The 20,132-nt window shown below is 74.4% G+C and carries 16 protein-coding genes; all 16 read left to right on the top strand.

Going from position 1 to position 20,132, the window contains the following annotated elements:
• The first annotated feature begins 2 nt into the window (after nucleotides 1–2).
• The 16 genes from ABT247_RS10470 to ABT247_RS10395 all read left to right on the top strand — a co-directional run bounded on the left by ABT247_RS10470 (nucleotide 3) and on the right by ABT247_RS10395 (nucleotide 19,964).
• A complete protein-coding gene (locus tag ABT247_RS10470; RefSeq protein ID WP_350740994.1) occupies nucleotides 3–1,181 on the top strand; it encodes an acyl-CoA dehydrogenase family protein in 1,179 nt (392 codons plus the stop codon).
• Between the two features lie 23 nt (nucleotides 1,182–1,204).
• Nucleotides 1,205–2,329: a cytochrome P450 gene (locus tag ABT247_RS10465; RefSeq protein ID WP_350740992.1), complete on the top strand. Its 1,125-nt coding sequence runs from the start codon at nucleotides 1,205–1,207 to the stop codon at nucleotides 2,327–2,329.
• Between the two features lie 68 nt (nucleotides 2,330–2,397).
• Entirely contained in the window at nucleotides 2,398–3,456 is a 1,059-nt protein-coding gene (locus ABT247_RS10460) for a saccharopine dehydrogenase (protein ID WP_350740990.1), read from the top strand.
• Nucleotides 3,449–4,648: a saccharopine dehydrogenase family protein gene (locus ABT247_RS10455; protein WP_350740988.1), complete on the top strand. Its 1,200-nt coding sequence runs from the start codon at nucleotides 3,449–3,451 to the stop codon at nucleotides 4,646–4,648. Before ABT247_RS10460 ends, ABT247_RS10455 begins: the two co-directional genes overlap by 8 nt.
• Nucleotides 4,645–5,961, top strand: coding sequence for an ATP-grasp domain-containing protein (locus tag ABT247_RS10450; RefSeq protein WP_350740985.1), 1,317 nt, complete (start codon nucleotides 4,645–4,647; stop codon nucleotides 5,959–5,961). The genes ABT247_RS10455 and ABT247_RS10450 overlap by 4 nt, the downstream gene beginning before the upstream one ends.
• Nucleotides 5,951–7,210: an MFS transporter gene (locus tag ABT247_RS10445; protein WP_350740983.1), complete on the top strand. Its 1,260-nt coding sequence runs from the start codon at nucleotides 5,951–5,953 to the stop codon at nucleotides 7,208–7,210. Before ABT247_RS10450 ends, ABT247_RS10445 begins: the two co-directional genes overlap by 11 nt.
• Before the next feature lie 110 nt (nucleotides 7,211–7,320).
• Nucleotides 7,321–8,637, top strand: a complete 1,317-nt coding sequence (locus ABT247_RS10440) for a lysine N(6)-hydroxylase/L-ornithine N(5)-oxygenase family protein (protein WP_350740981.1) — start codon at nucleotides 7,321–7,323, stop codon at nucleotides 8,635–8,637.
• A 6-nt stretch (nucleotides 8,638–8,643) separates the two neighbouring features.
• The gene (locus tag ABT247_RS10435) at nucleotides 8,644–9,675 is read left to right on the top strand and encodes an NAD(P)/FAD-dependent oxidoreductase (protein ID WP_350740979.1); all 1,032 of its coding nucleotides are present in this window, start codon (nucleotides 8,644–8,646) and stop codon (nucleotides 9,673–9,675) included.
• A complete protein-coding gene (locus ABT247_RS10430) occupies nucleotides 9,672–11,921 on the top strand; it encodes a class I tRNA ligase family protein (protein ID WP_350740977.1) in 2,250 nt (749 codons plus the stop codon). Before ABT247_RS10435 ends, ABT247_RS10430 begins: the two co-directional genes overlap by 4 nt.
• Nucleotides 11,918–15,253 (top strand): non-ribosomal peptide synthetase, encoded by a 3,336-nt coding sequence (locus ABT247_RS10425; RefSeq protein ID WP_350740975.1) that lies wholly within the window; start codon nucleotides 11,918–11,920, stop codon nucleotides 15,251–15,253. The genes ABT247_RS10430 and ABT247_RS10425 overlap by 4 nt, the downstream gene beginning before the upstream one ends.
• Nucleotides 15,250–16,749 (top strand): AMP-binding protein, encoded by a 1,500-nt coding sequence (locus ABT247_RS10420; RefSeq protein WP_350740973.1) that lies wholly within the window; start codon nucleotides 15,250–15,252, stop codon nucleotides 16,747–16,749. Before ABT247_RS10425 ends, ABT247_RS10420 begins: the two co-directional genes overlap by 4 nt.
• Nucleotides 16,739–17,002: a phosphopantetheine-binding protein gene (locus tag ABT247_RS10415; protein WP_350740971.1), complete on the top strand. Its 264-nt coding sequence runs from the start codon at nucleotides 16,739–16,741 to the stop codon at nucleotides 17,000–17,002. Before ABT247_RS10420 ends, ABT247_RS10415 begins: the two co-directional genes overlap by 11 nt.
• Before the next feature lie 2 nt (nucleotides 17,003–17,004).
• Nucleotides 17,005–17,619: a GNAT family N-acetyltransferase gene (locus ABT247_RS10410; protein WP_350740969.1), complete on the top strand. Its 615-nt coding sequence runs from the start codon at nucleotides 17,005–17,007 to the stop codon at nucleotides 17,617–17,619.
• Nucleotides 17,616–18,665, top strand: a complete 1,050-nt coding sequence (locus ABT247_RS10405; protein WP_350740967.1) for a C45 family autoproteolytic acyltransferase/hydrolase — start codon at nucleotides 17,616–17,618, stop codon at nucleotides 18,663–18,665. The genes ABT247_RS10410 and ABT247_RS10405 overlap by 4 nt, the downstream gene beginning before the upstream one ends.
• The gene (locus ABT247_RS10400; RefSeq protein WP_350740965.1) at nucleotides 18,662–19,384 is read left to right on the top strand and encodes a 4'-phosphopantetheinyl transferase family protein; all 723 of its coding nucleotides are present in this window, start codon (nucleotides 18,662–18,664) and stop codon (nucleotides 19,382–19,384) included. Before ABT247_RS10405 ends, ABT247_RS10400 begins: the two co-directional genes overlap by 4 nt.
• Nucleotides 19,377–19,964, top strand: a complete 588-nt coding sequence (locus ABT247_RS10395; RefSeq protein ID WP_350740963.1) for a hypothetical protein — start codon at nucleotides 19,377–19,379, stop codon at nucleotides 19,962–19,964. Before ABT247_RS10400 ends, ABT247_RS10395 begins: the two co-directional genes overlap by 8 nt.
• Nucleotides 19,965–20,132 lie beyond the last annotated feature (168 nt).

The raw sequence follows: 20,132 nt of genomic DNA, 5'->3' as shown, positions 1-20,132 counted from the left end.
CCGTGACCTTCAACGCCTTCGACCCGGAGATCCTCCGGCTGCCCTTCTACACCGACGAGCACCGCGACCGCGCCCAACGGCTGGACCGGTGGTGCGAGGAGCGGGCCGCCCTGTGGACCGAACTGCGCGCCGACAACCCGGACAAGGCCGTGCGCCGGGCGCTCGCCGCGCTCGGCGAGGCCGGCTGGCTGGCCTTCCTGGACGAGGAGGAGCCCGGCCCCGACGGCGACTACCGCTCGGTCTGCCTGGCCCGCGAGGCGCTCGCCTACGCCGAGGACCTGGCCGACTTCGCCTTCGCGATCCAGGTGCTCTCGGCCACCCCGATCCTGCGGTACGGCACTCCGGAGCAGCGGCGGCGCTACCTGCCGGGCCTGGCGGCCGGCACCCTGGCCGGTGCCTTCGCGGTCTCCGAGGAACAGGCCGGCTCGGACGTCGCCGCGGTGGCGCTGACCGCCGAGCGGGACGGCGAGGAGTACGTGCTCAACGGCGGCAAGGCGTGGATCGCCAACGGCACGGTGGCGGACGTGGTCTGCGTGATCGCCCGGACGGGCGAGGGACCGGGGCCGCTGGGGCTGACCGCCTTCCTCGTCCCCGGCGACACCCCGGGCCTGCGGGTGCGCGAGCCGATCGACGCGATCGCGCCCCGCCCGTTCGCCCACCTGGCGTTCGAGGACTGCCGGGTACCCGCCGACGCGGTGCTCGGACGCCCGGGGCGCGGCTTCGTGGTGGCGATGGACCTGCTGGAGCGGGCCCGGATGACGGTGGGCGCGGCCGCGCTCGGCTTCGCCCGGCGGGCCGCCGACGCGGCCCAGGCGCGGGCCCGGCAGCGCGCCATCTACGGCGGGGTGCTGTTCGACCTGCCCACGGTCAAGTTCGACCTGGCCGCGATGGAGGTCGAGGTGAACGCGTCCGCGCTGCTGGTCGGGCGGGCCGCCTGGGAGCTCGACCAGGGCCACCGCGGGTTCGGCAAGCACTCCAGCATCGCCAAGCTGCAGGCCACCGAGGCGGCGCAGCGGATCGTCGACCGGTGCGTGCAGCTGCACGGCGCCGCCGGGCTGGTCGCCGACAGCCTGCCGGAACGCCTGTACCGGCAGATCCGGGCGCTGCGTGTCTACGAGGGCGCCTCGGAGGTTCAACAGCTGACCATCGCCGGTGCGCTCGACGCGCGCCGGGCCCGCTGACGCCGTCAAGGAGCACGACAGCCATGCACACCCCGACGAACCCGGTCGAGGCCGTCCGGCACCCCGACCCGTACCCGTACTACGCGCGGCTGACCGCGGAACGCCCGTTCGGCTGGGACGAGCAGCTGCAGGCCTGGGTGGCCGCCGACGCCGCCTCGGTCACCGCTGCGCTGTCGGCCGCCGAACTGCGGGTCCGCCCGCCGGCCGAGCCGGTGCCGGCCGGGCTGCTCGGCACCGCCGCGGGCGCGGTCTTCGGGGACCTGGTCCGGATGACCGACGGCTCCGACCAGCAGCGCCTCAAGCAGGTGGTGCTGGACGCGCTCGGCGAGGCCGATCCGGCCGAGGCGGGCAAGCTGGCCGCGGAACGGACCAGGGAGAGTCTGGAGCGCGCCGGCGGCCCCGGCCTCGAGGAGCTGATGTTCCAGGTGCCGGCCCGCGTGGTGGCCGCGCTGTGCGGCCTGGACGCCGGGCTGGAACCGGAGGCGGCGCGACTGGTCGGGGACTTCGTGCAGTGCATCCCCGCCGGTGCCACGGCGGAGCAGCAGCGGGCGGCCGCCGAGGCCGCGGCGCGGCTGCGGGAGCTGCTCGGGCCCGGCCTGACCGGTGCCGAGCCGACCGGGCTGCTGGCCGCCCTGGTCCGGGCTGCCGGTCGGCGGGACTGGCCGCGGCAGGCGCCGCTGCTGGCCAACGCCGTGGGGCTGCTCTCGCAGACCTACGACGCGACGGCCGGCCTGATCGGCAACTCCCTGCTGGCGCTGCGCGAGCAGCCGCCCGGTGACCTCAGCGCGCTGGCCCGCGAGGTGGCCCGGCACGACGCGCCGATCCAGAACACCCGCCGGTTCGCGGCCGAGCCCTGGAGCCACGGCGCGGCGACCGTCCAGCCCGGACAGACCGTGCTGGTGGTGCTCGCCGCCGCCAACCGCGACCCCGCGGCCAACCCCGACCCGCACGCCTTCGACCCCGGTCGGACCGCGCCCAGCTGCTTCACCTTCGGCGCCGGCCCGCACGGCTGCCCGGGCGCCGACCTCGCGGTGGCGATCACCGCGGGGGTCCTCGACGAACTGCTGACGCACGGCTTCGAGCCGGCCGCGCTGCCCGCCGGGCCGCGCTACCGGGCCCTGGCGAACGCGCGCATCCCGCTGCTCTGAGCAGCCCCGTCCCACTTCGGTCCCACCGCCCCACCCCCCGCACGACACATCCAGGAAGGACGAGAGCGATGGCAGAGCAGCCGCGGCTGTGGATCCGGCACGAGGTGCGCGCCACCGAGCGCCGGGCCCCGCTGGTGCCGCAGGACGCACGCCGGCTGGTGGAGCTGGGGTTCCACCTGACCGTGGAGGAGTCCCCGCAGCGGGTGTTCCCGCTGGACGAGTACCTGGCCGCCGGCTGCCACGGGGCCGAGGCCGGCTCCTGGACCGAGGCCCCCGAACCGGCGTACGTCCTCGGGCTCAAGGAGCTCCCGGACCTGCCCGACCAGCTGGTCCACCGCCACATCTTCTTCGGCCACGCCTACAAGGGCCAGCAGGGCGGCCGCGAGCTGCTCGCCAGGTTCGCCCGCGGCGGCGGCGAGCTGCTCGACCTGGAGTACCTGGTGGACGACACCGGGCGCCGGCTCGCCGCCTTCGGCTACTGGGCCGGTTACGTGGGTGCGGCGCTCGGTGTGCTGCAGGCCCGCGGCCGGCTCACCACCCCGCTGCGCCCGATGGACAAGAGCGAGCTGGACCGGCAGCTGCGCGACTCGATGCGGGCCGGATCCCCGGACGCGCTGGTGATCGGCGCGCTCGGCCGCTGCGGGCGCGGCGCGGTGGACGCACTGGAGGTGGCCGGGCTCGCCGCCACCTGCTGGGACCAGGCGGAGACCCGCGAACTGGACCGCGCCGCGCTGCTCCACCACGACCTGCTGGTCAACACCGTGCTGACGACCCGTCCGATCCCGCCGTTCCTGCGCCCCGCCGACCTGCCGGTCGCCGACCGACGGCTGAGCCTGGTGGTCGACGTGACCTGCGACGTCACCTCCGACCTCAACGTGCTGCCGGTCTACCGCACCGTCACCGACTGGTCCGAGCCGGTGCGTCGCCTGCACCAGGACCCGCCGCTCGACCTGATCGCCATCGACAACCTGCCCTCGCTGCTGCCGGCCGAGGCCAGCCGGGCGTTCTCCGCCGAACTCGTCGCCCAACTGGGCGCCCTGGCCGACCCGGCCGCGCCCTGGCGGCACTGCCGGGCCGACTTCCGGGCCGCCTGCCGCCGCCACGAACTGGAGGCCGTCCATGTCTGAGCCGTCCGTGTCCGAGCCGCCCGTGTCCGACCTCTCGACCTCGATACGCACGGTGCACTGGATCGGCACCGGGCTCTCCACCGGCCGCAGCGGCCTGGAACTGCTGCTGGAGCACGGTGCCCGCGTGGTGCTCTGGGGCCGGACCGCGGCCAAGGCCGAACAGTGCCTCGCGGCCCGCGGCCTGGCGGGCCGGGCCGGGGCCCGCGGCTTCGACACGGCGGCGCTGGCCGCCGCGCTGGCCCCCGGCGACGTGCTGGTGTCGATGCTCCCGGCGGCCCACCACCCCGAGCTGCTGCGCCTCGCGCTCGCGCACGGTGCCCACTTCGCGTGCTCCAGCTACGTCTCGCCGGAGCTGGCCGAACTGGCGGCCACCGCCGAGCGGACCGTGGTGCTCGCCGAGGCGGGCCTGGACCCGGGCATCGACCACCTGATGGCCCACCGCCTGGTCGAACTCGGCCGCGCCGCCGCCGGGGAGGCCGTCACCACCGCCGACTTCACCTCCTACTGCGGCGGACTGCCCGCCGAGCTCAACGAGTTCCGCTACCGCTTCAGCTGGGCCCCGCTCGGTGTGCTCAACGCGCTGCGCTCGCCGGCCCGCTACCTCCGCGACTGGCAGCAGCGCACCGCACCGCGCCCCTGGGAGGCGGCCACCGAGTACCCGGTGGCCGGCGAGCCGTTCGAGGTGTACCCCAACCGCGACAGCCTGCCCTTCGCCGAGCAGTACGGCTTCCCGCCGCACTGGCGCAAGCGCACCTTCGTCCGCGGCACGCTGCGCCCGGCCGGCTGGCGGGCCGCCTGGTCCGAGGTCTTCGCCACCGTGGAGTCCGGCGACGACGGGCGGATCGCTTCCCTGGCGGGCGAGTTGGCCGAGAGGCACCCGATGCGCGAGACGGACCGCGACCGCGTGGTGCTCGCCGTGGCGCTGGACCTGAGCTGGGCCGACGGCGCCTGGTCGGGGAGCTGCCTGCTCGACCTGCGCGGCGACGAGCGGGAGAGCGCCATGGCCCTGCTGGTCTCGCTGCCGTTGGCGTACGGCATCACCCGGATCCTCGACGGCGCGCTCGCCCCGGGCCTGCACCGGGCCGCCGAGGGTGCCCGGGAGGCCGAGCAGTGGCTTGACTTCCTGGCCGCGCGCGGCATCACCACCGAGCTGCGCACCACCGAAAGCACGACCCAAGGAGCACTGCTGTGACCGATAGACGACCACCGGCCTTCGTCCTGACCGGAGCCTTCTGGGTGGTCTGCCGCAATCCGCGCTACCTCCAGGAGCTGGCCGCCCGCGGGCTGAAGATCCTGCTGATCACCCCGCGCGGCTGGCGCGAGCGCGCGCTGGCCGCCCAGGCCGACCCGACCGGGCCGGCCGCGCTCATCGACGAGATCGCCTTCGTGGACGGCGAGTTGAACCAGGACGGCTCGTTCACCGCGGGCGTGCTCGCCCGGGCCGCCGACTGGCGGGCGCGCTACCGGATCGTCGGCGCCTACGCGGTGGGCGAGACCCTGGTGGAGCCCACCGGGCTGCTGGCCGACGCGCTGGGCCTGCCCGGCCCGGGCCTGCGGGCCACCCGGGTCTGCCGCTCCAAGCCGCTGCAGCGCTGGTACCTGCCGGAGTTCGCGCCGCCCGGCGCGGTGCTGCCGGCGGCCGAGCGGGCCGCCTTCGACCCGGCCTCGGTCGCGTACCCGGTGGTGCTCAAGCCGGCCGCCCGGCACTCGAGTTCGGGTGTGGTGACGGTCGGCGACGAGCAGGGCCTGGCCGCGCGGCTGGCCGACTACCCGGAGCACGAGACGCTGCTGGTGGAGCAGAAGGTGGTCGGCCAGGAGTACTCGGTGGAGAGCCTCGTGCAGGAGGGCAAGGTGATCTTCGCCTCGGTCACCCGCAAGACCACCACCGAGTCGCACGCGGCCACCTTCGTCGAACTCTCGCACTCGGTGCCGAGCGCGCCGGAGCCGGTGGACCGCGAGCTGCTGGAGGCCAACGCCACCATGCTGGCGGCGCTCGACTTCGGCAGCGGGATAGCCCACGCCGAGTGGCGGGTGGACGCCGCCGGCCGCCCGGTGCTGATGGAGGTGGCCGCCCGCACCCCGGGCGACGGCCTGCTGGCCCTCTACCGGCTGGCCACCGGAGAACCGCTGGAGCCGGAGATCGTCCGGCTGGCACTGGGCGAGCCGGCCGGCTACCCCGAGCCGCGCCGCTGGACCCGGCAGGTCTACCTGGAGCACCGGGAGGGGATCCTGGACGACGTCCGGGTGGACTGGCCCGGCGTCCGCCCGGTCTGGCTCGGCGAGGCCGGGATCTGGCCGGACCCGCCGGTCGGCGGCCCCGGCGAGCCGGCGGAGCTGCGCGCGGTGCTGGTGCTCAAGGAGCGCGGCAGCCGGCTCGGTCCGCTGGAGAGCTCCGAGGACCGTGCGGTCTGCTTCCTGATCGACGCGCCCTCGCCCGAGGAGCTGGACGCGCTGGAGCAGCGGGTGCGCGCGGCGGTCGCGATCGAGGTGCGCGATGTCGACTGACACCGTCCGCCCGGAGCCGATCGAGCAGGCCCAGGCGGTGGCCGAACCGGCGCCGCCCCGGGTGACGGTCTGGGCCACCTTCCGGGACTCGCCGCTCGCGGTGAAGACCGTGCTGGCCGGCGTGCTGGTCAACCGGCTCAGCGGCTTCCTCAACGTCTTCCTGGTGCTCTTCCTCGGCTCGAAGGGCTACTCCAAGCCGGAGACCGTGCTGGCGCTCGGCGTGTACGGCGGTGGCGCCGTGCTCGGCGTGCTGGTCGGCGGCTCGCTCGCGGACCGGCTGGGCGTGCGCAACGCCACCGTGGTCAGCATGAGCGCGACCGCGGTGCTCACCGCGGCCCTGCTCTACCTGCCCGGGTACGGCCTGCTGATGGCGGCGGTCGGCCTGGCCGGCCTCAGCGCGCAGGTCTTCCGGCCCGCCTCGGCCACCCTGCTCGCCGAACTCACGCCGGACGAGCGGCAGGTGATGGTCTTCGCGATGTACCGCTTCGGCCTGAACCTGGGCGCCACCGCGGCCCCGCTGGTCGGCTTCTGGCTCTACCACGCGGGCCACGACCGGTACCTGCTGCTCTTCTGGGGCGAGGCGCTGATCGCGCTGGCCTACGCGGTCCTCGCCCTGGCCACGCTGCCCGCCGCGACCCGCCGCAGTGCCACCGCGGCCGCGGCGCCGCAGGCCGGCGGCTACCGCGCCGTGCTGCGCGACCGCCGCTACCTGCGCTACCTGGCCGCCGCCTTCTGCCACGCCGTCGTCTACGTCCAGTACCTGTCCACCCTGCCGCTGTTCGTGCAGGACCAGCACCTGGCCTTCGTCTGGTACACCGTCGCGGTCGCGCTCAACGGCTTCGTGGTGATCGCCTTCGAGCTGCTGGTCACCCGGCTCGCCCAGTCCTGGCCGGCGCGGATCACCATCGGCCTCGGATTCGCCCTGGTCGGCGCCGGAGTGGCCTGCTACGCACTGCCGATCGGGGCGGCCGCGATTGTGCTGGGCACCCTGGTCTGGTCGATCGGCGAGATCATCGGCGGCCCCACGGTGTTCGCCTACCCCGGGACCGCCGGGCCGGAGCAGCTGAAGGGCCGTTACATCGGCAGCTTCCAGTTCGTGTTCGGCCTGGGCAGTGCGCTCGGCCCGATGCTGGGCGGCTGGCTGTTCATCCAGGCCGGCGTGCTGGTCTGGCCGCTGCTGGCGCTCGGTTCGCTGGCGGCCACCGTCCTCGGCCTGGCCGCCGTGCGGCCCGCCCCCCGCGCGGACTGACCCTCCGCCCCCACCCCACCTTCCCTGACGCCCCGTTGGGCGGGCAGTGCGCTGTGCCCGCTTCTCCACTCTCCACCTTCGTCGTCCGAGAACAAAGAGAGGCCCGCAACATGTCCCACACCCACCCCGCCGAGGCCCACTACACCTGCCTGGGCGTCGGCGCCGGTCCCGCCAACCTGAGCCTGGCCTCACTGCTGCACAGCGAGCCCGAGGTCAGCAACCTCTTCCTCGACCGCAAGGAGAAGTTCGGCTGGCACGACGGGCAGCAGATGCCCGGCTCCACCCTGCAGGTCTCGCTCTACAAGGACCTGGTCAGCCTGACCGACCCGACCAACCCGTTCTCCTTCCTCGCCTACCTGCACGAGCACGGCCGGATCTACCACTTCCTCAACGCCCAGTTCAGCGACGTGCCCCGGCAGGAGTTCCGCAACTACCTGGACTGGGCCAGTCGCCGCAACCCGAACGTGCGGTTCGGCGAGGAGGTCCGGGCGGTCGACTTCGACGGCGCACGGTTCGTGGTGGACACCGACCGGCGCCGGCTGACCGCGGACAACCTGGTGCTCGGGGTGGGCAACCGCCCGTGGGTGCCGCCGCAGGCCGCCGGGCTGATCGGCCCGACCCAGTTCCACGTCAGCGAGTTCCTGGACCGGGCCCAGCACCTGGGCGGCAAGCGGGTCGCGGTGATCGGCGGCGGGCAGTCCGGCGCCGAGGCCTTCCTGGACCTCATCTCGCGGTCGGGCAGCGAGCTGCCGCGCCGGGTCTCCTGGATCTCCCGCCGGCGCAACTACTTCCCGATCGACGACTCGCCCTTCACCAACGACTTCTACATGCCGGGCCACGCCGAGTACTTCTACCGGCTGGCGCCGGCGGCCCGGGAGCGGTTCAACGCCGAGCACATCCTGACCAGCGACGGGGTCTCCGAGGCCACCCTGCGCGAGATCTACCAGCGGATCTACGTCCACCGGTTCATCGAGGGCGCCGAGGACCTGGTGCTGCTGGCCCCCAACCGCACCATGGAGACGGTGCGGGCCGCCGACGGCGGAGGCTGGACGGTCGAGGTGCGCCACAACGACCAGCGCCAGGGCACCGAGCGGATCGACGCCGACGTGATCGTCTGGGCCACCGGTTTCCGCCCGGCCGCCACCGACTTCCTGGCCCCGATCGCCGACCGCCTGGAGCGCGAGGGCGAGGAGCTGCGGATCGACCAGGACTACGCGGTCCGCTGGGACGGTCCGGCCGACCGCAACATCTTCGTGCAGAACGCGGCCAAGCAGCAGCGCGGCCTGGCCGACCCCAACCTCAGCCTGAACGCCTGGCGCAGCCGCCGCATCGTCGACCGGATCCGCGGGCTGCGCAGCAACGAGCCCCTCGAGTCCTTCATCGACTGGTCCGCCAAGGTCGGGGCCGACGCCGGCTGGGGAGCGTGAGCGGCGATGAACGAGGTCGACATCGCGGTCGTCGGCGGCGGCATCATCGGCTGCCTGACCGCACGTGAACTGCTCGCCCGGCGCCCGGAGCGGACGGTGGCGGTGCTGGACCGGGACTCGGTCGGCTCCGGCGCCAGCCGCCGCTCGGCCGGCCTGCACTTCCCGCGCGGCGCGACCGGCCGGGTGCGCGGCATGGCCGCCTACAGCGAGCAGTACTACGCCGAGCTGACCTCGCACCGACCGGAACTGCCGATCCACCAGGTGGGCATGGACGTGGTCGGCGCGGAGCAGACGGTGCGCGGGAGCTACCTGGCCAGCGCCCGGCCGACCCCGGCCACCGCGGGCGTCTGGCACGTCGAGGGCGGCCAGTACGCGGACGTGGCCGGTCTGACCGGTCGGCTCGCCAGCGAGCTGCGCGGCAGCAGCGCGGTGGTGCACGAGGGCACCGGCGTCACCGCGATCGGCCTCGGCCCCGAGCGGATCACCCTGGCGCTGAGCAACGGCAGCGAACTGACGGCCGGCCAGGTGGTGCTGGCCCCCGGGCCGTGGATCGCGGCCCCGGCCTGGCGCGAGCTGGTCGCCCCGTTGGGGGTGCGGGTGAAGAAGGTGGTGGCGCTGCACATCGACCTGGTGCCCGCGCCGACCGACCGGGCGGTCGTCTTCCAGGCGGAGGACGCCTTCCTGCTCCCGCTGCACGACCGCGGGCACTGGCTGTTCAGCTACACCTGCCAGGAGTGGGGCGTGGACCCCGACGCGCTGGGCGAGGGCCTGTCCGACCAGGACCTCGGCGACGCGCTGGCGGTGCTGCGCGCCGTCGCCCCCGAGTACGCGGCGCACTGCGCCTCCGGGCGGGTCTTCTGCGACGCCTACAGCGGCACCGGCGAGCCGGTCGTCCGCCCGCTGCCCGCCGACCCGCGGGTGGTCTTCGCCGGTGCCGCCAACGGCTCCGGCTACCGGTTGGCCCCCGCGATCGCCGCGCAGGCCGCCGATCTGATCGACATTCCGTTCCTGACCAGTCCGACCAGGAGTAACGCATGATACTGAGCAGCTACGACGAGGGCGTGCTGCACGAGGCCTTCGGCATCGACATGAGCAGCATCGAGGGAATCGCGGGCGGTCAGGGCTCGGGCGCCGGCTGGGGCCGGGTCGCTCCGGGCGTCAGCTCCGAGCTGCACCGGCACGATGAGACCGAGTTCTTCGTGATCGTGGCCGGCCGCGGCGAGTTCGAGGTCGGCGGGGAGCGCCACCCGGCGGTGCCGGGCACGGTCGCCCTGTTCGAGCCCTTCGAGACGCACGTGCTGCACAACACCGGCGCCGACGACCTGGTGTTCGTCACCCAGTACTGGCGCGACGCCGAGCGCGCCGCCCGGGCGGCCACCGCCCCCGCGGGCACCGGCTTCGGGGACCGGCCGGTCTTCGTCTTCTCCACGCCGCCCACCCCGAACGGGGACCTCCACCTGGGCCACCTGTCCGGCCCGTACCTGGGCGCCGACGCGTTCGTCCGGTTCCAGCGGATGAACGGCGCCCGCGCCTGGCACCTGACCGGCAGCGACGACTTCCAGAGCTACGTCGTCGGCGCGGCCGAGCGCGACGGCAACACCCCGGCGGAGACCGCCGCGCACTTCAGCGCGGAGATCGCGGCCACCCTGGAGCTGATGGACATCCCGCTGGACCAGTACACGGTGACCAACGCGGACGCCGAGTACCCGGACGGGCTGCGGGAGTTCTTCACCCGGCTGGTCGACTCCGGCACGGTCGCCCCGAAGGCCGCACCGGCCCTGTTCGACGGTGAGAGCGGCACCTACCTCTACGAGGTGGACGTCAAGGGCACCTGCCCGACCTGCGCCGCCGGGACCAGCGGCAACATCTGCGAGGAGTGCGGCGAGCCCAACCTGGTGGTCGACCTGGTCGACCCGCGCTCGGCCCGCTCGCAGGCAGCGCCGCGGACCGGCACCGCGACCCGCTTCTCGCTGCCGCTGCACGAGTTCGAGGACGAGATCGCCGCGCACCACCGACTGGGCCGGGTCCCGGTCCGGCTGCGCGACCTCGCCCGGCGGCTGTTCGCCCGCCCGGAGGTGGACATCCCGATCAGCCACCCGGCCGACTGGGGCGTGCGCCCGGCCGAGGAGGCCGGCGCCGACCAGGTGATCTGGGTCTGGCCGGAGATGTCCTACGGCTTCCTGCACGGCATCCAGGCGCTCGGCCGCCGGCTGGACCAGGACTGGCGGGCCGCGGAGCCCGGCGCCGACTGGAAGATCGTCCACTTCTTCGGCTACGACAACAGCTTCTACCACGGTGTGCTCTACCCCGCGCTGTACCGGGTCGCGTACCCCGACTGGACGCCTGACATCGACTACCACGTCAACGAGTTCTACCTGCTGGAGGGCGCCAAGTTCTCCACCAGCCGGCGGCACGCGATCTGGGGCAAGGAGATCCTCGCCGCCGACACGGTCGACGCGGTGCGGTTCTTCCTCAGCCTCACCCGGCCCGAGGGCCGGCGCACCAACTTCCGCCGCGAGGAGTACCAGCGGGTGCTGACCGAGACCCTCGTTGGCACCTGGGAGCACTGGCTGACCGACCTGGGCGCCCGGGTCCGCAAGGAGTACGACGGCGCGGCCCCGGACGCCGGCAACTGGACCCCGGAGCAGACCGCGTTCCTGGCCCGGCTCGGCGCCCGGCTGACCGCGGTGACCGGTGCGCTCGGCCAGGCCGGGTTCTCGCTCAACCAGGCCGCCGCGGAACTGGACGGCATCGTGCGCGACACGGTCCGGTTCGCCGAGCTGGAGAGCCTGACCGCGGACGACGCCCGCTGGCGGGCCGAGGCCCGTACGGCGGTGGCGCTCGAGCTGGCGGCCGCGAAGCTGCTGGCGCGGGTGGCGGCGCCGGTGATGCCGCGCTTCGCCGCCCGGCTCTCGGCCGCGCTGGGCCTGCCGGAGCCGGCGCACTGGCCGACCTCGGTCGAGCTGCTGGCGCCGGGCACCGAGGTCACCCTGGCGGACGCGGTGTTCTTCACCGCCCCGGCCGCCGAACAGCCCGAGCACCTGGGCCTGCTCACCGACCTGGTGACCGAGGCGCTCCAGCTGGCCGAACGGCCGGCCGCCGACGCCACCCTGATCGACCTGGGCATCAGTTCGCTGCAGGCGGTCCAGCTGCAGTACCAGCTGCTCACCGCGCTGGACGTGGACGTGCTGGTGGACGAGCTGCTCGGCGAGCACGACCTGGCCGCACTGGCCGGGCTGATCGGCGAGCGGGCGGGCACGGCGGTCGTGGAGGCGGCGGCATGAACGCCGAACTCGTCGAACTGGTCCAGGACATCGAGGAGCGGGGCCTGTCCGTCTCGGTGACCGGAGCGGACCTGCGCCTGCAGGGCATGCGCGACCGGATGGACCCGGAACTGGTCGGCCGCATCAAGCGGTTGAAGGCCGAGCTGGTCGAGTACCTGAGCGCGGCCACCCTGCCCGAGAGCGGCAGCTTCCCGCTCACCCCGTTGCAGCACGCCTACCTGCTCGGCCGCGGCGGCGTGTTCGAGATCTCCACCGCCAGTCACGTCTACCACGAGATCGAGGGCCACTGGGACGTCGGCCGGCTGGAGGCGGCGCTGAACGCGGTGATCGCCCGGCACGACGCGCTGCGGGCCCGGTTCACCGAGGACGGCCGCCAGGTGGTGGAGGAGTCGGTCGCCCCGGTGCTGATCGAGCGGCTCGACCTGCGCGGGCAGAGCCCCGAGCAGCAGCTGCGGACCCGGGCCGCGCTGCGCGAGGAGCGCTCGCACCGGGTGCTGCCCGCCGACCGCGCGCCGCTGCTGGCGGTCGAGGTGACCGAGCTCTCCGACCGGGCGATGGTGCTGCACGTCAGCCACGACGGCCTGGTGATGGACGGGATCAGCTCCTTCCTGTTCTTCCGCGAGTGGTGGCGTGCCTACCAGGGCGAGTCGGCCCCCGAGGGCGCCGAACTGCCGCTGGAGGACTACGTCTCGGCACTGGCGGCGGCCGCGGTCAAGGCGCCCGCGGCCCGCTCCCGGACCTACTGGTCGGGCCGGCTGGACCAGTTGGCGGCCCACCCCGACCTGCCGGTGGCGGCGAGCCCGGCCGCGATCACCCGGCCGCGGTTCGTCCAGCGCCAGGTGCGGCTGGACGCCGCGCAGTGGGCCGCGTTCAAGCGCCGGGCCGCCGAGGAGAAGCTCACCCCGTCCGGTGCGCTGCTGGCCGCCTACGGCGAGGTGCTCTCCCGCTGGGGCGCCGGCGAGCGGTTCACCGTGACCACCACGGTGGCCAACCGCCCGCCGGTGCACCACCGGATCGCCGAGGCCGTGGGCCAGTTCTCCGACACCCTGCTGGTGGAGATCGAGGTCGACCGCGGCAAGCCCTTCGCGGCCCGCGCCCAGGCGCTCCAGCGGCGGCTGCGCACCGACCTGGACCACCGGCACCAGTCCGGCATCGAGGTGCTGCGCGAGCTGGGCCGGCGGCGCGGCAGCGCCGAGGCGCGGATGCCGTTCACCTTCAACAGCGCGATCGGCTACACCGAGGAGGTGGACGGTTCGGCGTTCGAACTGTTCGGCCCGGAGGTGTTCAGCGTCAGCCAGACCCCGCAGATCTGGCTGAACGCCTTCGCGATGGAGCAGCACCAGGGCCTGGTGATCCAGCTCGACGGGCTGGACGAGCTCTTCCCGGCCGGCCTGCTGGAGGCCCTGACCCAGGGCTACCAGTCCCTCCTGGAGCAGCTGCTGGAGGAGCGGAGCTGGGCCCGCACCGGCTTCGACCTGCTCCCCGGCGACCAGCTGCGGCGCCGGCGGGCGGCCAACGACACCGCCGTGGAGCTGCCCGACGTGCTGCTCCAGGACGCCTTCACCGAGCGGGCGACCAGCTGCCCGGACAACCCCGCCCTGATCACCTCCCAGCTCCGGATGAGCTACGGCGAACTGCACCGCCGTGCGGCGCGGACCGCCGCCTGGCTGCGCTCGCACGGAGTCGGCCGCAACGAGCTGGTGGGCCTGGTGATGCGGCGCGGGCCGGAGCAGATCATCGGCATCCTGGCCACGGTGCTGGCCGGGGCCGCCTACCTGCCGGTGGACGCGGCACTGCCCGAGGAACGCCGCCGGTACATGCTGGCCGACGGCGAGGTCCGCTGCGTGCTGACCAACGTGGCCGACGCCGACCGGGACGGCCGCGCCGTCCTGCGGCTGGACGCCACCGACCCGGCGCCGACCGGTGCGCCCGCGCTGCTCGAACCGCTGGCCGGCGCCGACCCGGACGACCTGGCCTACGTGCTCTACACCTCCGGCACCACCGGCGCGCCCAAGGGCGTGATGGTCACCCACCGCAACGTGGCCAACGTGGTGGCCGACTGCTACACCCGGTTCGGCATCCACCAGGACGACCGGTTCTTCGCGATCAGCGCCTTCAACTTCGACCTGTCCGTCTGGGACGTGTTCGGCGCGCTGACCGCGGGCGCCGCGCTGGTGATGCCGGACGCCGACCGGGCCGTCGACCCCGCGCACTGGCTGCGGATGTGCGAGTCGGGCGGGGTGACGGTGTGGAACTCGGTGCCCGCCATCGTCGGTCTGATGCACGACCAGGCGCTGGCCGAGGGCACGGCGCCGCCGGCCCTGCGGCTGGTGATGATGAGCGGGGACCGGCTGCCGCCCGCGCTGCCGGCGGCGCTGCGCCGGCTGGTTCCGGGCCTGGAGGTGGTCTCGCTCGGCGGACCGACCGAGACCACGATCTGGAACATCCTGCACCCGGTCGAGGAGTGGGAGGACGGCTCCGAGTCCATCCCCTACGGCCGTCCGAACGTCAACAACCGCGCCTACGTGCTGGACGCGGACGGCCAGGACGCGCCGGACTGGGTGACCGGCGAGATCTGCGGCGCCGGAGCCGGGGTGGCCAAGGGCTACTGGCGCAACGAGGAGCGCACCGCCGAGAAGTTCCGCTACGACGAGCGGCTCGGCGAGCGGCTCTACCGGACCGGCGACCTGGGCCGCTACCTGCCCAGCGGCGAGATCCAGATCCTGGGCCGCAGCGACTTCCAGATCAAGGTCAACGGCTACCGGATCGAGGCCGGCGAGGTGGAGACCAGGCTGGCCGCGCTGCCGGCGGTGCGCCAGGCCGTGGTGGTCCGCCAGGAGGGCAGCCGCGGCGACCGGCTGGTGGCCCACCTGGTGCCCGCCGGCGCCGACCGGCCCGACGTGCAGGCCATCCGTGACGACCTGCGGGAGGCGCTGCCCGAGTACATGGTCCCGGCCGCCGTGGTGTGGCACGAGGAGCTGCCGCTGACCCGCAACGGCAAGGTGGACCGGGGCGAGCTGATCCGCCGGGCGCCGGTGGCCGAGCCGGCCGAGCAGGCGGCCGCGCCGGTGGCCGACGACGGCGAGGCCGGGCCGACCGAGACCGAACTGACCCGCATCTGGGCGCAGATCCTGAACCGGCCGGCGGTCGGGCCGCACGACAACATCTACGCGCTGGGCGGCGACTCGATCAGTGCCGCGCGGATCCTCACCGCGGTGCGCAAGCGCTTCGGCGTGGGCATCCAACTCGGCCAGCTGGCCGCGCTGGAGACGGTGCGACTGATGGCCGCGCACGTGGACGCGGCCGTGGCGGCGAAGGAGGGGCAGCGGTGATCGTCAACCGGATCACGGCGAACGCGCCGACCGGCGGGCGGATCTCGTTCGCCAGGCTGGACGGCACCGAGACCCTGGAGCTGGCCGAACTGCACCGCCGGGCCGGGCGGCTGGCGAGCGCGCTGGCCGAGCTGGGGATCGGCCCGGGCGACCGGATCGGGATCTTGGCGGCCAACAGCCTGCCGTGGGTGCTGCTGGACCTGGCGGCGCTCTGGCTGGGCGCCGAGACGGCCGGCTTCGAGCCCGGCAAGTTCGAGCCGGACCAGCAGCTGATCAGCCGGTACGGACTGCGGCTGCTGTTCACCGACCGCCCGACCGAGGCCGCCGGCGCACTGCCGCTGGCCGAGGTGGACCGGCTGGTCGAGAAGGCCGACGCGGCACCCGAGCCGGTGGTCTGGGAGCCCGGGCAGGTGACCACCGTCAAGTTCACCTCCGGCAGCACCGGCGAGCCCAAGGGCCTGGGCGCCACGGCCGCCTCCGTCGACGGCTCGCTGCGCGCCGTCCAGGACATGTTCCACCACCGGCCGGGCGACGACCTGTTCGTCTTCCTGCCGCTGTCGCTGCTGCAGCAGCGGTACTGGATCTACTCCGCGCTGCGGCACGGCCACGACGTGACCGTCTCCACCTACGAGGCCGCCTTCGCCACCCTGCGGCGGGCCCGACCGACGGTGGTGATGGGCGTGCCGGCCTTCTTCGAGACCGCCCGGCGGCACATCGAGGCCCGGGCGGCCCGTTCGGGGAAGCCGGTCGGCGAGCAGGCCGTGCAGCTCTTCGGCGACCGGATCCGCTACCTGTGGACCGGCTCCGCCCCGGCGGCCCCCGCGACGCTGCGCTTCTTCAACGAGGCCGGACTGCCGATCTTCGAGGGCTACGGCCTGAACGAGACCTGCATCGTGGCCAAGAACCACCCCGGCGCCTCCCGCGAGGGCAGCGTGGGCCGGGTGGTGCCCGGCAAGGAGGTGCTGCTGGACGCCGACGGCGTGATCAGCGTGCGCAGCGTCCACCCCGTCAACGACCACTACGCTTACGCCGCCCCCGGCGACAGCGAGAAGGTCTTCCGGCCCGGCGGCATCGTCCGCACCGGCGACCTCGGCCTGATCGACCAGGACGGCTACCTCTACATCCTCGGCCGCGCGGACGACGTGATCGTGCTGGAGAACGGCAAGAAGATCGTGGTCCGGCCGATCGAGGAGCGGCTGACCTCCGGGCCCGCCGTAGCCGAGGCGGTGCTGTTCTGCCCGCAGCAGACCGAGCTGGTCGCCGTGGTCCGCCCCACCCACTACCCGCCCGACGAGGCCGCGATCGCCGACGCGCTCGCCGACGCCAACGCGGCGCTCGGCAAGGACGAGCGGATCGCCCGGGCGATCGTCGCGCGCGAGCCGTTCACCGTCGAGAACGGCCTGCTCACCTCGCAGTTCAAACCCCGGCGCCCGCAGATCCGGGCCGCCTACGCAGCTGACCTCGCCAACCCCCAGGAGGGTATCCATGCACGCTGAGACCGAGACCGCGGCCCGGGAGAACCTGGTGCTGGTACTGACCAGTCCCGTCGAGCCGGAGACGATCGACCCGGACGCCGACCTGGCCGCCCGCTACGGCCTGACCTCGCTCAACAAGGTGCTCTTCCTCACCTCGCTGTGCGACGAGACCGGCACCGACCTGTCCCGATTCACCGAGCACGACCTGGCCCGGATGACCACGCTGCGCGAGGTCGTCGACGCCGTCACCCCCTCGACCGTCGAGGCGGTGTGACCATGGGAACCTGGGCCGTTGACGCACCGGTGGTGCTGGAGAACGAGTTCGTGCGGCTGAGCCCGCTGACCGCCGCCGATCGGGACGGGCTGCGCGCTATCGCGCTGGCGCCGGACATCTGGCGGTACTTCGTGACCCGGATCGAGTCCCCGGAGGACTACGAGGCCTTCTTCGACGCCACCCTGGCGGACCACCAGGCGTGCCGGCGGGCGGTGTTCGTGATCACCGACAAGCGGACCGGCCGGGTGGCCGGGTCGATGAGCTTCGGCAACATGGCCGAGGCGGACGGCCGCCTGGAGATCGGCTGGTCCTGGCTGGGCCTGGACTTCCAGGGCAAGGGGGTCAACCGCTGGGCCAAGTACCTGCTGCTGCAGCACGCCTTCGAGTCCATGGGCGCCCTGCGGGTGGAGTTCAAGACCGACGAGCTGAACAAGCAGGCCCGGCGCGGACTGCTGAACATCGGCGCCCGCGAGGAGGGCACGCTGCGCAGCTTCAACCCGATGCCGGGCGGCCGGCGCCGCAACGCCGTCTTCTACAGCGTGCTGCGCGACGAATGGCCCGAGGTGCGCGAGCAGTTGGCCCGCGGCCCGCGGGTGGTCCGACAGGAGGGGGCATGACCGGGCGGCTGCTGCTGACGGGCACCGCGTTCGAGCGGGGCGAGCAGCACGGGCGGGCGCTGGCCGGTGAGCTGCGCGCCTTCCTGGACGACGGGCTGGCCCGGCTCGACCACCTGACGGCCACCCCGCTGACCCTGGACGGGCTGCGGCCGCGGATCGACGCCTACCGGGCGGCGGTCGCGGCCGCCGCCCCGGACCTGGCCGCCGAGGTCGAGGGCCTGGCCGCCGGGGCCGGGCTGAGCCCTGACGAGGCCTGGCTGCTCCAGCTGCGGCGGGAGATCATGGGCTACCAGAAGGTGCCGACGGCCGGCGACTGCACCACCTACGCGCGGGCCGGCGGTCGGTACACCGGGCACCCGGTGCTGGCCCAGACCGTGGACCTGAACGGCAACCTGGACGACGCGATCGCCGTCCTGGAGGTGGCGCCGGTCGGGTCCGCCCGGCGCTCGCTGGTGCTCTCCTTCGCCGGACTGCTCGGGTACCTCGGGCTGAACAGCGACGGGCTGGCGATCGGGCTCAACCTGGTGCTCGGCGGCGACTGGCGGCCCGGGCTGCCCCCGTACCTGGCGATCCGCCACCTGCTGGACACCGCCGGCAGCGTGACCGAGGCGCTGGAGCTGCTGCGCGGGATGCGGCTGGCCAGCTCCCGCTCGCTGACCCTGTGCGACCGGGAGCGGGCCGTCTGCGTCGAGGTCCTGGGGGACGAGCTGCGGGTGGTGGAAACGCACGAGACCGCCCACACCAACCACTTCCTGGACCCGGACCTGGCGCGCGGCGACGAGCTGAACGTGTTCGCCCGCAACTCCTCGGTACGCCGCCTCAAGGAGGCCCGGGCCGGGCTCGCCGAGCTCGACCCGGCGGCCGGGCCGGAGGAGCACTTCGCCCTGCTGTCCAGGCCGCCGATCTGCGTGCCGGACGAGGGCGACATCCGGCGCGAGCGCACGGTCGCCGCCGTGGTGCTGCTGCCCGGGCGCGGGGAACTGCACCTGCGGCCCGGCGACCCCTCCCGATCGGCCACGCAGGTCTTCGGCCTGCGTCCGACGTGACCGCCCCGGGCGCCGGGGTGGAGGCCTGGCTGGCCGACCTGACGGCCGACGCCGAGCCCCTGTCGCCGGCGCACTACGCGGTGGACCTGACCGAGGAGGAGCGCCGCCGGGCGGCCGGCTACCTGAACGGCGAGGACGCCCGGCTCTTCCTGCGGTCCCGACTGGCCGTCAGGCGGCTGCTGGCCACGCGGCTGGGGGAGGCCCCGGGAGCGGTCCGGCTGGCCCGCACCAGGGGCGGCAAGCCCTACCTGCCGGACCATCCGGAGCTGAGGGTGAGCTGGTCGCGCTCCGAGGACCTGCTGCTGCTCGGCATCTCGGAGCAGGGGGCGCTGGGGGTGGACCTGGAGCGGATCCGGCTCATCCCGTCCGCCACCCAGGTGCTCGCCTCGCTCTACCCGGCCCTGCCCCCGCAGGCCGACGGGGCCGGACCGGAGTTCTTCTTCTCCGCCTGGACCCTGCTGGAGGCCGCCGTGAAGGCCACCGGCCGGGGGCTGGCCGAGGGGGTGGGGGACGTGACCCTCTCCTTCCCGGCGCGGGGCGGCGCCGCCCTGCTGGGCATCGCCCGCACCGGGGGAGAGCCGTGGGCGGCGCGCACGGCGCTGCTGGAGGCGCCGGCGACGACGGACGCCCGGCTGATGGCCTCGTTCGTGATACGGGGGCAACGGAGTCGGATCTGGCTGCGGCGGTGGCCGCCGGAGGGGAGTGCGGGAGATGGCTGAATCGGCGGTGCTGCACGCGGTGGCCCCGCTGCTGACGGTGCAGCGGTTGCGCGAGCGCCTGGCGCCGGTGGCCGGCGACCCGCGGTTCACCGTCGCCGTGCGGGACGGCTGGGACGGCCCCCAGGCGTGGGTCGGCTGCCCGGCCGGCCCGGGGGCCGCGGCGGAGGTGGAGCGGGCGCTGCGCGGTCCCGGCGGCGGCGCCGGAGCGGCGCCCGTGGCGGGCGAGGTGCCGGCGGCCGGGGCGCGGGCGGTCACGGTGACCGGACCGTTCCCGGCCGCGGCCGGGAACGCGGTCGGGGACGCGGCCGGGCTCGCCCTGGCGGCCTGGCAGGAACTGCTGCGGCGCCGTCCGGAGCAGGACCGGGGCCGCTACTCCTTCGCCCTGCACGCGGAGCCGGTCCTCCCCGAGGGGTGGCTGCTGCAGTCCTGGGTCAACCCCGCGTTCGGTCCGGTGCAGTTCACGGTCCGGTCAGGTCCGCGGCTGGCGGTCAGCTCGCCGGGCCACCTCGGGCGCGAGGAGTTGGCCGTGCTCCTCGCGCAGTGGTCGCTGCTGGTGGCCCGGGCCGGTGCGCCGGGTTAGGCCCCGCCTTCGACAGCGGCTCCGGCGCGTCTGCTCCTCCCGCCGCCCCGGGCAGCGTCCGCCTCGCCCGGCGTCCGCCTCGCCCGGCGTCCGCCTCGCCCGGCGTCCGCCTCGCCCGGCGTCCGCCCCGCCCGGCGCCGTCGGGGCTTCCGCACCGCTCACGGCCCG

It is taken from the genome of Kitasatospora sp. NPDC001539, assembly GCF_040298565.1.
In the GTDB taxonomy this organism is placed as follows: Bacteria; Actinomycetota; Actinomycetes; order Streptomycetales; family Streptomycetaceae; genus Kitasatospora.
Note: the sequence above shows the minus strand (reverse complement) of the source record. Positions and strands in the feature narration are given on the sequence as shown.

Bases quoted from the DNA above. Each gene is read 5' to 3' on its own strand.
- ABT247_RS10435 (WP_350740979.1), top strand. From the start codon at position 8,644: ATGAACGAGGTCGACATCGCGGTCGTCGGCGGCGGCATCATCGGCTGC.
- ABT247_RS10415 (WP_350740971.1), top strand. From the start codon at position 16,739: ATGCACGCTGAGACCGAGACCGCGGCCCGGGAGAACCTGGTGCTGGTA.
- ABT247_RS10410 (WP_350740969.1), top strand. From the start codon at position 17,005: ATGGGAACCTGGGCCGTTGACGCACCGGTGGTGCTGGAGAACGAGTTC.
- ABT247_RS10445 (WP_350740983.1), top strand. From the start codon at position 5,951: ATGTCGACTGACACCGTCCGCCCGGAGCCGATCGAGCAGGCCCAGGCG.
- ABT247_RS10395 (WP_350740963.1), top strand. From the start codon at position 19,377: ATGGCTGAATCGGCGGTGCTGCACGCGGTGGCCCCGCTGCTGACGGTG.
- ABT247_RS10430 (WP_350740977.1), top strand. From the start codon at position 9,672: ATGATACTGAGCAGCTACGACGAGGGCGTGCTGCACGAGGCCTTCGGC.
- ABT247_RS10440 (WP_350740981.1), top strand. From the start codon at position 7,321: ATGTCCCACACCCACCCCGCCGAGGCCCACTACACCTGCCTGGGCGTC.
- ABT247_RS10405 (WP_350740967.1), top strand. From the start codon at position 17,616: ATGACCGGGCGGCTGCTGCTGACGGGCACCGCGTTCGAGCGGGGCGAG.
- ABT247_RS10425 (WP_350740975.1), top strand. From the start codon at position 11,918: ATGAACGCCGAACTCGTCGAACTGGTCCAGGACATCGAGGAGCGGGGC.
- ABT247_RS10455 (WP_350740988.1), top strand. From the start codon at position 3,449: ATGTCTGAGCCGTCCGTGTCCGAGCCGCCCGTGTCCGACCTCTCGACC.
- ABT247_RS10460 (WP_350740990.1), top strand. From the start codon at position 2,398: ATGGCAGAGCAGCCGCGGCTGTGGATCCGGCACGAGGTGCGCGCCACC.
- ABT247_RS10465 (WP_350740992.1), top strand. From the start codon at position 1,205: ATGCACACCCCGACGAACCCGGTCGAGGCCGTCCGGCACCCCGACCCG.